This is a genomic window from Fulvivirga ligni (assembly GCF_021389935.1).
GTDB lineage: Bacteria > Bacteroidota > Bacteroidia > Cytophagales > Cyclobacteriaceae > Fulvivirga > Fulvivirga ligni.
The window spans coordinates 6,451,697-6,466,502 of sequence record NZ_CP089979.1; the positions used below are offsets into that span (position 1 = coordinate 6,451,697).

General features: G+C 38.8%; 12 protein-coding genes. 3 read left to right on the plus strand and 9 right to left on the minus strand.

Going from position 1 to position 14,806, the window contains the following annotated elements:
- Nucleotides 1-13: 13 nt before the first annotated feature.
- Nucleotides 14-3,778: a T9SS type A sorting domain-containing protein gene (locus LVD16_RS27285; protein ID WP_233771465.1), complete on the minus strand. Its 3,765-nt coding sequence runs from the start codon at nucleotides 3,776-3,778 to the stop codon at nucleotides 14-16.
- Between the two features lie 392 nt (nucleotides 3,779-4,170).
- Between LVD16_RS27285 and LVD16_RS27290 the strand changes: the two genes are divergently transcribed.
- Nucleotides 4,171-5,448 (plus strand): serine hydrolase domain-containing protein, encoded by a 1,278-nt coding sequence (locus tag LVD16_RS27290; protein ID WP_233771466.1) that lies wholly within the window; start codon nucleotides 4,171-4,173, stop codon nucleotides 5,446-5,448.
- 81 nt (nucleotides 5,449-5,529) lie between these two features.
- Here LVD16_RS27290 and LVD16_RS27295 read toward each other — a convergent pair whose 3' ends face one another.
- The 4 genes from LVD16_RS27295 to LVD16_RS27310 form a co-directional block, all read right to left on the minus strand.
- Nucleotides 5,530-6,864: a T9SS type A sorting domain-containing protein gene (locus tag LVD16_RS27295; protein WP_233771467.1), complete on the minus strand. Its 1,335-nt coding sequence runs from the start codon at nucleotides 6,862-6,864 to the stop codon at nucleotides 5,530-5,532.
- Nucleotides 6,865-6,974: 110 nt separating this feature from the next.
- Nucleotides 6,975-9,152, minus strand: coding sequence for a toxin-antitoxin system YwqK family antitoxin (locus LVD16_RS27300; RefSeq protein ID WP_233771468.1), 2,178 nt, complete (start codon nucleotides 9,150-9,152; stop codon nucleotides 6,975-6,977).
- A 78-nt stretch (nucleotides 9,153-9,230) separates the two neighbouring features.
- Nucleotides 9,231-9,845, minus strand: a complete 615-nt coding sequence (locus LVD16_RS27305) for a Crp/Fnr family transcriptional regulator (protein WP_233771469.1) — start codon at nucleotides 9,843-9,845, stop codon at nucleotides 9,231-9,233.
- Between the two features lie 23 nt (nucleotides 9,846-9,868).
- Complete coding sequence (locus LVD16_RS27310) at nucleotides 9,869-10,213, minus strand: hypothetical protein (RefSeq protein WP_233771470.1); 345 nt, start codon at nucleotides 10,211-10,213, stop codon at nucleotides 9,869-9,871.
- Nucleotides 10,214-10,274: 61 nt separating this feature from the next.
- On the opposite strand from LVD16_RS27310, the gene LVD16_RS27315 reads away from it, so the two are divergent.
- Together LVD16_RS27315 and LVD16_RS27320 are read left to right on the plus strand one after the other, a co-directional pair.
- Complete coding sequence (locus tag LVD16_RS27315) at nucleotides 10,275-10,844, plus strand: Crp/Fnr family transcriptional regulator (protein ID WP_233771471.1); 570 nt, start codon at nucleotides 10,275-10,277, stop codon at nucleotides 10,842-10,844.
- A 73-nt stretch (nucleotides 10,845-10,917) separates the two neighbouring features.
- Nucleotides 10,918-11,802, plus strand: a complete 885-nt coding sequence (locus LVD16_RS27320) for an aldo/keto reductase (RefSeq protein ID WP_233771472.1) — start codon at nucleotides 10,918-10,920, stop codon at nucleotides 11,800-11,802.
- Between the two features lie 98 nt (nucleotides 11,803-11,900).
- On the opposite strand, the gene LVD16_RS27325 is transcribed toward LVD16_RS27320, so the two are convergent.
- The 4 genes from LVD16_RS27325 to LVD16_RS27340 all read right to left on the minus strand — a co-directional run bounded on the left by LVD16_RS27325 (nucleotide 11,901) and on the right by LVD16_RS27340 (nucleotide 14,792).
- On the minus strand, nucleotides 11,901-12,197 hold the full coding sequence (locus tag LVD16_RS27325) for a hypothetical protein (RefSeq protein ID WP_233771473.1): 297 nt from the start codon (nucleotides 12,195-12,197) through the stop codon (nucleotides 11,901-11,903).
- A gap of 11 nt (nucleotides 12,198-12,208) precedes the next feature.
- On the minus strand, nucleotides 12,209-12,730 hold the full coding sequence (locus LVD16_RS27330; protein ID WP_306309373.1) for a VOC family protein: 522 nt from the start codon (nucleotides 12,728-12,730) through the stop codon (nucleotides 12,209-12,211).
- Between the two features lie 86 nt (nucleotides 12,731-12,816).
- Nucleotides 12,817-13,962: an FAD-dependent oxidoreductase gene (locus tag LVD16_RS27335; RefSeq protein ID WP_233771474.1), complete on the minus strand. Its 1,146-nt coding sequence runs from the start codon at nucleotides 13,960-13,962 to the stop codon at nucleotides 12,817-12,819.
- 68 nt (nucleotides 13,963-14,030) lie between these two features.
- Nucleotides 14,031-14,792 carry a helix-turn-helix domain-containing protein gene (locus LVD16_RS27340; protein WP_233771475.1) on the minus strand — a complete coding sequence of 254 codons (762 nt, stop codon included), beginning with the start codon at nucleotides 14,790-14,792 and terminating at the stop codon, nucleotides 14,031-14,033.
- Nucleotides 14,793-14,806 lie beyond the last annotated feature (14 nt).

The following is a 14,806-nucleotide window of genomic DNA, read 5'->3' on the forward strand; positions in this document are numbered from 1 at the left end:
TGCCCGTTATGATTTAGTCAATTATTACTTTAGTAATTTGGGATTTCTCTCCTTGATTAACTCTAATAAGGTATATTCCGTCTTTAAGAAAATCTACATTCAGTTTTTGAGATAGCAAGGTGTCTTTTTGACCTTTCAACTCTAACCTCTGCATATTTTTCCCTTGAAGATCAGTGATGTTGATTATAATATCCTCCTCACTCTCAGAATTATACTTCAAAGTAAATTGGCTTGAGGCAGGGTTAGGAAATACGCTTATGCCATTCACCATGTCAACAATTTCAGAAGAAGTTGCTACTGCCATTTTAAGATTATGATAGTTTCCATCACCTACCTTCCAGGCCACTTCCATTCCCTTGAGTTCTCTCCCTTGAGATTTCAACCAAAGGTCAAATTCTGCGCCATCTGACAAGCTTAAACCATCTAAAACCATTGATACTCCACTGGCAGATACCATAGCTTCACCTATCTTATGTCCAGCTTTATCATAAGCCATAACTACATCACCCTCTTTAACATCAAGTGCTAATGACTCTGAAGGCAACATTACGTGCATATAAGCATCAGTAGATCTTACCTTCTGTGGAATAGACTGGTTAACCTGAGCGGTTCTTGAAGAAGTGTATACTCCGGTAGCAGCAGGGAAACTAAACGAAGAATTAGGCGCTAACGAGAATACATAATATCCTTCTCCAGGTACCATATTTTTATCCACCCAATTATTAATATTAAACATTGGAGAATAAGTTTCAATGGAAATAAATCCTGTGCCATCATTAACATATTTATCAACAGCATATACATCTGAAACATAGGCCGAAAATACTGCCTCAACATTTTCAGGTGATTGATAAGGACAACCTATCAAAGTTTTTTGTTGCTGTCCTTTAAGATTTACCTGAAGCTGATTAAGCTTAATTTTACTACCTTCAATATTTAAGGTTTCACCACTATTGTACATATATACCTCATAGCCATATCCTGGCACGTATGTGTTGAGTGTATTTGATGGATCACCTGGAGCCCACCTGTTACCATCATCATCAAATACCTCTCTTACGATAGTAGAGTAGCCCGCCATTATATCATCGAAAGAGGTCTCAACAGGAGTAAGGTTCGATGACCAAAGGTTCAGATATTTTTTTGGATAAGTAGAATGTTGATAATAGCTTTTTAAGCTCTTTAAATCAGTCACTCCGCCATTAATAAAAGTGGTATTTAAAGAAGATGTCTTAAAAACATGAGTAGCATCATAAACCTTTTTATTTTGCTTACTGAAAATTTTGAATATAAAGCTATCTCCATCAGCAAACCCATTCTTTGCTGGCGCAGTAGCATCATTTCCATATACCGGGAATGAGCCGAAGAAAGGTTGACCATTCCATAGATAAAAACCACCACATTTTTCCACGGTTTCACAATTACCTTGTGCATCACACTCAGTAGTAGTATAGAAGGCTCCTATATAGTCTCCTGGCAGTAAAACTTCGCCTCCCAAAGTAGCATCAATACTCCACGGAGTAAACGTAGTTGGATCAAAACCAGCAACATTAATAGTATGTCTTTTGGTAGACCCGGTATATACATCCCATGGTATATCTGTAGCAACTACAAAAGGTTGAATTTCCGTTCCTGCAAAACTTCTCACACCAAAATTATCCTCAGCAATAAAGAAGTATTCAGTAATTCCTGTGGTAGCAGTGATATCGTAAGTGAAAAGATCGTTGCCGATAGACTGCATACTAAAGAACTGATAATTAATATCATTATCTGTTTTTAAATAAATCCATACATTAGACAGACTATTAGTATTATCTGATGCCTCGACTTCAAAATGTACAGGGTCTCCTGACTTAACACTAGATACAGTAGTTCTATTTTCTATTTGAGGCGGAAGATTTGGCAAGACCGCAAATGACCAAGGATAACCGTAACCCTCAATAAATTCCGGCGCCGTAGTCGTGGCCTCTGTATCAGTAGCTCTTATATAATATTCTATACCTGGATCCAGAACTTGTGGTCCAGGAATGGTTGCCTGCCACACAGAATAACCAGTACCTGAACTAACTTGGGACATATTTAATTCAGTGTAAGCACTAGCACCTAAAACTCTATAGTATAATGTAGAGCTTGATGTAAAAGGAGCTATTTCATCTTTTATATTCACTTCAATCACAATTGGGTTTTCGGATGGCTGAGCCGCTTTGTGAATATCCAGGGTAGCATCTGTCCTTATTATAACAGGAGCCTTTCCTGGAGTATATTCACCCTCTAGAAGTAAAGTGGATGAATTATAGTCAACTGTAATATCCACTTCTCTCTTCAATCCATCAAAGTAAGGACTTGTAGGGGTATACCTGATAGTGTACGTATTACCAATTTGAGTACCTATATCATCCAGTATGCTATTAAAATTCTGAGTTAGGTCGTATGATCGACCACCCGTAGCATCAGCTATAGTACCAAAGTCATCGACAAACTCCTGGCTGGTTGGCACTATAGAATAGTTTTGAATCCCAACATTATTCAGGCGATCTATAACTAGCTGCTGATCAGTAATATCACTATAGTTGTAGTTCGTGGCATTAGTAGTTATAGTCTCATTTACAATTAAAATAAATATCTTTTGTGCACCATTTCTAAAAGAATATTCTTGGGCAGAATAATATAGAGCATCCCATGACGGTTCAATACCACCATCATCAGTGTTTACCGCATTCCACATAGCTACAAAGGCAGAATCATCAGAATACCACCCTGCATTATTATGAAAAATAGGAGCTCCCTGAGTGGTTCCACCCTGACCAAATCGACATAGGCCTAATCTATAATCAAATCCCAAAGAATCTAATCTTGTCACAAAGCTTTCAACATTGACAGCCACCTGAGCTTGAAAAGAACTCATACTACCACTGTTATCCATTAAGAAAACTATATCAACCGGTCTTTGGACCTCAACGCCATCTGGAGCAAAGACTTTAAATGTTGAGTCTTTCACGACAGCCACTGGATTAGGTGTGCTATCTAACACAGTTTCCGTAACTGAAAAATGAGATTTGTTCAAACCTCCAACAGGTGCACCATCTTCTTCAACCGTTAAATTAGCAAAGATAAAACGAGGGAATTTTTGGGCATCCAAGCTCAATAAATTACCATCTAAGACTCCCATTTGTCTTTTATCAGAGTTTTTCTTAATTACCTGCGAATTAAGCTTATCTTTCTTTAACTCTATTTTCTGAATGTTCCAACCATCATAAGTGTTGGATCCATCAGTTTTTAACTCGAAAGCTATAAGTATATTTTTGCCTTCATATTGAGTTAAATTGATAATAGAAGTATTAAGTTTACTGGCCCCACTGGCTCTAGATAGTGATTTCCAGCTTTTACCCCCATCTTCAGATACCTTTATTACTCTTTCATCATAGCCACTTTCAAGAGCAAAGCTTTCCTCTAAATAAAGATTGACTCTTTCTCTACTTTCTAAGGATGGCAACTTGATAACTGGACTTATTAACTCATAGCTCATATTATTTTGATAAAAACCAGTGGAGATTAACAGGTCATCGGTACGGAAGTTAGTGATAGTCCATTCTTCCAAATCCTCCTTAGAACTTAAAGTTAGTAAGACTTCAATTGGTTGATAATCTGAAACAACTGACCTTTGTTTGACTTCTTGAAGCTGTCCTTTCTTCAGAGGAACACCCTCGTGATCTTGAGCTTTTAGCATATAAGACATGCTAAATACAAGCATTAGTAAAAACAGTAAATGCTTTTTCATTGAATGTAGGTTTAGGTGATTAGTACAATTAATGATAATGATGCTGTCGGGCTTTTTCATTATCAGGATACTAAGGTGAGGAAGGATGAACTACAAAAAAATCAAAAAAAGCATCAAATATTACACTAATTATATAATGACCATTTATTGCATTTATAAAAATTACATAACCTTATAGTAATAAATATTAAATATAATTATAATATAAACAATTTAATTAAAAGGAATTTTCATATTTATAACTATGTAAATATGAAAATGTTTTATTAAAATTTTCGATCTTATTTATTGAACAACAAAACTTACATGACTTTCTCCATGTATCTATATTTAGAACACCTTGCATTAAAACCAACATATACATAGCTTGTGGAATAATTAACCTACTACCAATGAAAAAACTCTTAACCCTGGCAGGGCTCTTAACCATATTTGCAGCCTGCCAAAGTCCTAAGGAAAAACAAGAAGATGCAGCTGAAGAGAATACCACAGCAGAAGCCGTGGTGATAGATGAGGCCGCCAAAGAACGATTGGATGCGGTGCTGCAATCATTCATTAATGACAGCATAGTGGCTGGTGCTTCGGCACTCATTTATGAAGATGGCAAGGAAGTGTATTTTAACGCTGTAGGCTATGCAGACCGCGAGGCTGAAACGCCGATGGGAAGAAATACTATTGCCACTATCTATTCTATGACTAAGCCTATTACAGGCACCGCTCTCATGACGCTTTATGAAGAAGGTAAATTTAAATTGGATGATACTTTAGCCAATTACCTTCCTGAATTCGGGGATATGAAGGTGATCTCTAAAATTGATGAATCTGGCAAAAGGGTGATGGAGCCATTAAAAAGACCGATCACCATTGCTGACATCACCAGACATACCGCTGGCTTTTCTACGAGAGCTGATTTTGGCCTTGACAAAACCTATCAACAGGCCGATCTATTAAATGTGAATAATTCACTGGAAGACATGACTAGCAAGCTGAGTCAGATTCCACTCGGATATCAGCCGGGAGAGCGCTGGGAATATGGCATTTCTGTGGATGTACAAGCTTATCTGGTTGAGGAAATTACTGGTAAGCCTTTCGCTCAGTATATGAAAGAGGTGGTTTTAGATCCGCTAGGTATGAGCGAAACCCGCTATTTTGTTCCTAACATGGATAGAGAAAGGGTGGCGGCCATTTATAATAGAAGTGATGGTAGTTTAGACAGAGTTCCTGATGAAAACGTGCATAATATCAATTATGAAAAATGGCCAATGACTCCTGGTGGCTGGGGACTAACCTCAACTATAGATGATTATATGAAGTTTGCTCAAATGCTGGTAAACGAAGGTTCTTTTAAAGGATCTACCATACTAAAACCTGAAACAGTGAAACTGATGGCCACCAATCATCTGCCAGCCGTGCAGGATAGTCTGTGGCTTCCAGGCAAAGGGCAAGTAGGATTCGGGATTGACTTCGCTGTGAGAACGGCAGAACCACAAAGTGCTGAAGAAAATAACGGTGCGGTGGGCGAGTTTTTCTGGGATGGCGCCGCCAGCACGCTCTTTTGGGTAGACCCTGAGAACAAACTAACTGCAGTGTTATTCGTACAAATATTCCCCTTTCAGGGAGAAGTGCACAAAAAATTTAGAGATGCCGTTTATGGCCCTTATTCCAAATAGGTCATAAAAGCATTTTAAAGAAAAAGGAGGTATATCATAATAGTGATATCACCTCCTTTTCACTTTTTTCAAAAATCAACTTTATTGCTTTATCAGCTTTCCTTGTAAGTCTTCATTACCACAATAAACGTGGTAGAAATAAATACCCGGACACAACTGCGTCAGATCAACTTTTTCATTTTCTATCTTCTGCATCAGTACTTGATTTCCCTGACTATCGAATAATCTTAAGGACGCCTCCTGAGCAGATGGAAAGTTAAAATGAAGATAGTCTGTGGTGGGGTTAGGAAATACCTCAATTGAATCTGCCAGATCTGAAATACCAACCACCGGCTTTGGCTCTACAGGATCAGTGGGTTCACCCGTTGTAAGGTTGGTGTAGTAGTATTGAACCTCTGAGTTTTTTATTTCTTCATTAGAATTCATATCCAATTTGTACACATCCTTATCCAATACCAAATGATGGAAGGCCCTGATTTCACTGTCATCGAAGTCCGGAATAATTAGCTGATCCCCAGATACTTCCTTATCGAAATGGTATCGTGATCTAAACATTTCATATACTTTACCTTCGCTATATTGTACGAAGGAATAACTATCAAAGTAGTCATCATCGTCATAGGAATAACCTTTGACCTGATAGGGAAGCCAATCATTAGAAATTTCATCAAAAATATGCTCTCTCACCATGTATAATTTATGAAAGTAGTCATATTCATAAGATTTACTTAAGATGGCAATGGTGGTTTCTCCCTCATATCTAAAGACTCTGACCATATCCAGATACTCACCTTTATAATCATATTGATAAGCCACAAACGGCACCAATGTACCGGGTTCTGTACCAGGTATATGCATAACTGTGCTTCCCAGATGACCGTTTTCATAATAGTAATAGGTTCTATCTGCCAGCATCCAGCCTGTAGAAAAATCATAAGCCATACGCATAGATTCTTTTATGTTACCATCTTCCTGGTATGAATAACCCTCTTGTTGGGCTGCAATCCATTCTCCTGCCTCAGAACCTGGTACCGAATAGATGATATCAGATAATTTCCCGTCTTCATAATACTCATACTCTGTTCTATTTACTGGATATTCCTCTTTTTTATTGTCATCCCAATTCCAAAGCTCCATGGAGAGAATCTGATGATCCTCAGTGTATTCAAATCTTTGTCTGGCCAATGGAATAGCCCACTTGCCGCTAGGCTGATCAAAACCATACATGATCAAACTGTCTAGCTGATGCAGCTCAGTTTGTTCAGCCGTAATATTTGCTTCCGCTTGCTTACCGGCCGCTAGCTGCATAGGGTTAGGCCTTGGTGGCTGGATAAGAAAAGGATTGTTTTCAGACACTTGACCAGAGGCTGAAAAGACACTAATAATAAGGGTAAAAAATAGAATAGTTTGTTTCATCGTTTTTGTAAAAGCTTCATTTTGCTGGCAAAACAACGAACTTTATAATGCAAAAAAGTTACCTCCAGACAATAACGGAGGCAACTTCAAAACTATCCTGCTGACTGTAGTTATTCCTTTATTTCCTGTCCATTAAAACCGTATTTCACTTCAGAAGTAAGGCTTCCATTGGCATATGTTTTCTTAGATAATATGTGCCCCATATTATTGTAATAGTAAAAAGTGCCATTGAACTCCAGGTCCTTTTCATAGACACCCTTAGAGCGTAAAATTCCATCTTTATCATAGAATGTAGCTTCACCATCTTTGAGACCATCAGAATAGTTTACCTGCTGTATTAACACCCCTAAATAATACTTTTGATATAATCCATGCAGCTTGTCTGCCTGATAATGACTTTCAGATACAGGAATTAGGTCAATCTCTTTGGATTTACGCTCCAACTCAGTGGCTAATCCATGCCGCTTGCCTTCATGGTATTGAGCAAATCCATATATTTCACCTTTGTTATAAGCATAAAAGTCGCCTTCAAAAGCCTGACCGTTTTTAAAGACACCTTCACCAATAAGTTGGCCCCAATAATTATAAAAAGATGCTTTACCGTTATCTGGCTTGTCGTACAAAATGGCTCCGTTGAGGCCAAACTCTTTTTGCCTCTCCTTACTGCCACCCTTATAATAAACCATTCTATATATTCTATCTCCTACAAAAAGCACCTCTACGCCATCATTTGCACCCAGACCTTGGAAAAAATGAGCTATCTCATCACCATTAATATCATAGTAGGTAACATTGGCCTTATCATAACCATTTTCATAAATTGCTTGACTCTTGAGTGCACCATTGCTGTAATATTGAGTAGTACTTAATCGATCTCCATTTTCAGCTTTTGTGGTCGTTTCGATCAATATTCCACTTTCATTAAACTTTTCATGCTGCACATCATGAGCATTTTCGTATGTTATTCGCTCAGAAACCACACCACTATTATGATACATTAACCGAACACCATCCTGTGCCCTAAAATACCCTTGGTAACTTAAGGTTCCCACAGTATCTCCTTCCGCATTGAAATAAGTTGTAGTCTCAATACCAAGATTATCGATATAGCTATTGCCATTAGGATATTTAACAAGTTCCATAATTTTTTCACCCTCATGATATTTCTCCATTCTATGAATGTAAGGTGCTGAATTATCATCCAGAGCTGAGCTTACGTCTATAATAAAGTTACCTTCATGCAACTCTCCTTCCTTATATAATCCCTCCGATAGTGGCTCTCCTTCAGGATCATAGAATTCTACCTGTCCTTCCTTTCTGCCATTTTCCATATGGCCTCTTTCTTTCAGCTTGCCATTGTGATAATATTCTGAATATGCGTCATGCTTTATGCCTTGTTTTATACTATACTTGCTTTCTACGTAAGGAGTAAGGTAAGACAGGCTTGTTTTAACGCCTTGGAACGGCATTCCCATATCATAAATCAAAGTATCGACGGCGCTACCTGCCGAAGAATAGCTTATAATCATGTTTAGCCGGCCATCCTTATACAGTTCTTTCTGCCTCAATTTACCATTAGCATCATACGTCCGGCGTGACTTATGCTGGCCTTTTTGATAATAATCTTTCATATAGATACCATAAGGCTGATATCTGAATTTAGGAAAAGTACCCTCCCAGGGAATATTGCCATGATAAATGCCTTCCGCTATCAATTTTCCGCTCGTATTATAATTGTGCACCTTATACCAAGGAACCTGAGAATCAGAATGGGCAATGGCGGTAAATACCTCTTTAGCTCCCTTGTTAGGCGCCGTAAGATATTTTACACCATTTTTCATCTCACCCTTATTGAAATTAACGACTACATGTTCATTTTCATTAATCTGAAGAAATGTACCATCATATGGCTTTATACCTCTATAGTTACCATTACCAAGCTTGGTGCCGGCCTCGCTATACCAGGTAGACTGGGTTAGTAATCCGTTTATGTATTCAGAGATTTCCTGTAGTTTGCCATTCTCATAATATCGCCTCACCTTTCCGTGATAAATTATCACCCCTTCAGAACTAGAGGTCCCGTCAGTTTTGAGCTGACCACTGACATAATAGGTTTTTACCCTCCACAATTCTCCTTCCTGCACCGGTGCAGTGATATAGTAAGTGGCATTTATTTTTGATTCCACGAACTTATAGCCGTCATTCATATAAACAGTGTCTGACTGCGCAAAAAGCTGCGGTAATACTTGAATAATGAAGGTAAACGTAAAGATGAATCGAAGTGACATGTTCCTTTTAAAATTTAAGGGCGCAAATCAAATATATTTTGCTGTGATAAAAGTTATCTGGAAGCAACTAATTCACAATCAATCATCTAACTCCCTATAATACTTCTTTTTCTCCTTGCTGTATTGCTGAGGAGTCATATTCAGGTAGCTGGCAATGTATTTATCAGGAGTATCAGCCAGAATGTAGTTAGCTCTGTCTACATTTTGCATAAACAGATAAAATCTTTTACCAGGCTGCCTATGCTGTAGAAGAAACATGCGGTTTTCACGGTCTAGCAAAATAGCCTCATGCAGCTTGAACATGATATAACAAAACTCATGATGTGTTTGCACCAGCATCTCCATATCCGACTTTAAAATATAGAGCACCTCGACGGGTGTAATGGCCTCGTGTGTTTCTTTAGATGGAGTATTTTCCAGGTAACTTTTCAAACTATTAAAGGCGAGTCCGGCCGGTGTAATATTGAGCGTAATGGGCACTTCCTCATCAAAAACGCACTGAATAACCACACCTTTGATCACAAAATTGGATCTTGTTTCTACCTGCCCGGCGCTAAGAATAGCATCGCCTTTTGCATAAATTTTCTTTTTAACGTACTGGCTCACTTCGCTGAAAACATCATCAGAAAGTGGACCTACAGATCTGAAAAAAGCCTTGAGTTGTAATAATTCCGAAGATATAGAATCAATCATTTTGCCCTGGGTAAACCGTTTTATTAGGCGGACAAAATTATATACTTCCTGAATAATTCAAATTGGAAAATAGAATTTTTATTAAGTGTTATGACATTGAAATGCGGATCAATTGATTCACTACCAGACCAGCTACCCCCCTCATCTTTAAATAGCTCATGTCCCATGCCGGCCATGAAAAAACTCTCTAACTTCATAGCGTTAAGCCATTGATCAGTGGGCTTAAAGGGATCAGCCTGACCATAGTAAAGTGTCACTTCGCCCGCCGGACGCAATTTCTCATAACGAAGGCGAGTAGATGATACGCACACCAGCCTGTCCACATTTCCTCTTGCCAAGTCATATTTCCAAGCTATAGTACCTCCCACACTAAAGGCTAATATTCGGACCGTTTTAGTTTCTTTATTTCCAAAATATTTAACTTCACCTATGGATAAATTGATTCAGTTTTTATCAGCTTACGGAGAATTAGCGCCTGAAGACATATCGTTGATAAAGCGTGAGGTCAAAGAGGTAAGCGCCCCAAAAGGCACCAGGTTGGCCAGCGCCACAGAATTTTTGCAGGAGATCTATTTCCTTGAAAGAGGGATTACCCGGGTCTTTTATTTTACGGATAAAGGTGATGAAGTAACCAAATATTTCATTGATGAAGAGCACTTTAGCAGTGATGGGCATAGCTTTTTGCATCAGCTGCCTCTTACCTCTTATGTAGAAACCGTCACCGATTGTGACCTTATAAAAATCTCAAGAGAATCCTTTGATCTCTTCACTGAACAGATAGCAGGCTGGAGTGAGATCTATCTAAAAATACTCAACCAGGGACTTCATGATAAGATTAACCGAATTAGCCCGATGATGGCAGAGACAGCTACAGAACGATATGAGAAGTTTATGCAGCGCTTTCCTCATTTGCTCAACCAGATTCCGCTTAACTTACTAGCCTCTTATCTGGGCATTACTAAATCATCATTAAGCAGAATAAGAAAAAACATTGTCTAACACGGTTTAGTTGTCATATGGCAACAGGTTTTTATTTCCTACAGTTCAACTTTGCTTCAGTAAAATTTAAAACATGATGAACATTAAAAAAGACATAACTATCGGTGCTAACACTAAAAATCCATGGACAGTAAAACGATTTGGATATGGCACCATGCGCCTCACCGGAGATATGATTTGGGGTGAACCCAAGAACCGCCCGGAAGCTCTGGAAATTTTAAAAACGGCAGTGGATAAAGGAATTCAGTTTATTGATACGGCAGACTATTACGGACAGGATGTGACCAACCGACTCATAGCCGAAGCGCTACATCCTTACGGTGATGATTTGCTGATCTGCACAAAAGTGGGTGCCACCAGAGGTAATGATAAAAGCTGGAAGGTTTATGACACACCTGAAAACCTGAGAACCAGCATTGAAAATAACCTAAGAACCTTAAAAATTGATCAGGTTTCACTGGTACATCTACGCATGATGCCTGGCTCAGCTACTGCTTTTGAAGATTCTCTGGAGGCTATGTTTAAGATGCAGCAAGAAGGGAAAATTTTGCATGTCGGTTTAAGCAATGTGACTCCGGAAGAGCTAAACAAAGGCATAGAAATGGGCAACATCGCCAGTGTAGAAAATGCTTTTGGCTACGGCCAAAGAACAAGTTTCGAAATGCACGGCATGAAGGTAAGAGGTATGCAGGAAGTGATGGATATCTGTCTGGAACAAGAAATTGTAATGGTCCCCTTCTGGTCTTTACAGAATGCCTCTGCAGCCGACAATAGCAAAATAGAGGAAGTTGCAAAGAAATATAATGCTTCTGTACAACAGATTAACCTGGCCTGGACACTGCATCTCAATGATCTGATGCTACCCATACCAGGCACCTCACAGCTCATACACTTTGAAGAAAACTTAAAAGCCTTTGATATCTCTCTTACTGAAGAGGATATGGAATTATTAGGATAATATACATTAGAGGCTGCATCTGATGATGCAGCCTCTAATGTTTTTTTTCAGATATGAAGAACTGAATACTTCTCCTATCACAAAAACCGCCTTATTCCTTAACGGTCATACATTTTAATAATTGATGGCTTTAAATTTTCCGGTTCGCCTATCTTAAAATCATAAGATAGTTGCTCTGCTAACATTTTAAGCTGGTTCTCAGAGCATTGAATCTCACCTTCGAACCAATTATCCCAGGCCATCAGGATTTTTTCTTTATTCTTTTCCAACCTGATGAAGTCAAAATCTATTCCAGCATCAAAATTCTCATATTTGTAAGTGAGCCGCCATCCATTATTCTGAAGCCATTCTATAACTTCATTCCACTTTTCAGTAGCGATATTGACAGCGATCACTAACATATACTTTAATTACTTTCCCCTGAGGCGGGTTCCCAAAGTTCAATTTTGTTACCTTCCTCATCCATGATATGCACAAACTTACCATAGTCATAACTTTCAATATCATCCAGTACAGTAACGCCATTTTCCTTTAGCTGAGCGACTAAGCCTTCAATGTTTTGCACGGTATAGTTGATCATAAATTCCTTTTCAGAGGGAGAAAAATACTTACTACCCTTTTTAAAAGGGCTCCACTGCAAGGAATTGACCTCCTCAGGATTATCCATTTTTCTTGATTCGAAAGTAGCCCCGTATTCATTAGTATCTATGCCCAAATTTTTACGGTACCAATCTTTGAGCTGATCCGGATTCTCGGAGAAGAAAAATACACCGCCAACACCTGTTACTTTTGGTGTTTGATCGTCATTAGCTTGTTCTTTCATGTCGTTAGGTTTCTTAGATGAAGAGTTGCAGCCTGATAGCACCAATAATATTAAAATGACTGCCAGGGAATTGTTGATTTTAAAGAGTGTGAGCCATCTCATCATGTTGTCTATCAATTTAATAATAAATATAATTAACTCTTTATCAGTTACAACATTGCTTTCATAGATTCACCCTTCGAAAAGCCTTCTCAACTAATAAAGGCTAACATTTTATCCTGCGCTTCTGCCCCATGCATCCATTCTACACCTTCCATGGACTCCACAGCTTCCGCGGCAGCCCTGATTCTCATTCTATGCTCATATGTTTCTATGGCCGTTTTTAAATCTGTGAAATCTTCATTGGTTAGGCATTCGCACAGTTCCAGCGCATCCAGCATGGCCAGATTCACCCCTTCCCCTGATGGTGGCATAATGTGGGCTGCATCTCCCAACAAAGTGAGATCAGGCTGAGCCTCCCATGATTGATCTACCGGAATACAATATTGAGGCCTTACCAACAAGGGAAGAGTAGTATTTTCAAATAGCTCAAACCATAACTTACTCCAGCCATTGAAGTTTTCCTGACACCAATTCAAAAACTGTGATCTATCAGAAAAGTCAGCACCACTTTCTTTGACCGAATTTTCAGGCACTTTGGCACTGATATAGAAATCAATACTGCCATCACCTTTAGAGGATATATGAAAGTATTTTCCATCAGCATGAACATATATTTTACCTCCTTTTAGCATATCATAAACACCAGGAGCCCTAACCTCAGCTTCTTCCACATTACCCTGAAATATGGTTGTGCTCGCATAGTATGGAGTGGCATCCGTTACTATCGGTCTTATTTTAGAATTACCGCCATCGGCTCCAATAATAATATCGGCAAACACCGTAGACCCATTTTTAAAAACAAGCTGCCAACCCTCTTCCACTCTATCAGCCGAGACTATGTGACTATCCCAGATAACGGTATCTGGCAAAAGCGAATCCAGTAAAAGATCCCGAAGATCAGATCGGTCTATTTCAGGCCTCCACTCTTGTTCATCTGTTCTTTCTGGTTTATTATGTTCATCATAAAGAATATTTCCATGCTTATCTATAATTCGCCCTTTATCTGCCCCTGGTCTGTATAATTTTTTAAACTGATCCATAAGGCCAGCCTTCTCCACTGCCAACAACCCTGATCCAGCGTGTAGGTCTAGCGTTGCTCCCTGAAGGCGAGCTTCACGACTAAAATCTCTTTCATACACCTTTACATCTACTCCTTTAAGTTGTAAAAATCTCGCCAGGGTTAGTCCTCCCGGGCCACCACCAACGATGGCTATTTGCTTATTATCTACCAACATAACTCTGCATCTTTTAAATTAATAATGATGCAAAGCTGGCTGATTAGAGTAGCGGAAAATAGTAAAAATCAGACGTTATCAGGTTTTTGATTTTGAAGTATGGTGAGATAAGAGAAGCGATTATCCTCGTTTTTGCTGAGCGCCTTTGGAGTAACGCCAGCGTACTTTTTCACACTCTTAATGAAGTGATTCTGATCAGTGAAATTTTGCTCAGGAAACAGCTTTCCTTCACTAATATGCTTAAGCGATGCCCGAAAGCGGATGATGTTACAATAGGCCTTTAATGAAAGTCCAAATTGCTGATTAAAATATCGGTTAATTTGTCTATCACTCCAAAAAACCTTCTCAGAGAGCTCTTTTACACTCATTTCTCCCTGACTGTCGAATATCAAATCAAACAGTTTTTGCTTGCGAGAGTCAATCTCCCGAGGCAATCGTTCCTGAATAGTTTTAGTTACCAGCGTACAAAAAGCATCAAAGTCATCCAAATCAGCAGCCTTAATTGGCCAAAAGTCGGGAGGCAGTATGTTGCCTGTATCTAAAATGTCAGACACAGATACGTTTAAAATATATTCCATGGCCAATGGCTTAAAGCTAATAGCAAAATGGGTATCACTCACTGTATCAGGCACTTTTGAAGATTTTGTTTCAACCCCCATCAATGCGACCCAGAAAGCACCTTCCTTAGATTTGGTAAATATCAGATCAATCGTACCATTAGGTATCGAAACAGCAGCATTATGACTTGACGGCTTGAGATACCAGAAGCTGTCTACATACTGACTGATGGCCAGATCCGCTTTCACATATTTATAGTCTTTCTGCTGCATTTGTTTCTTTCTGG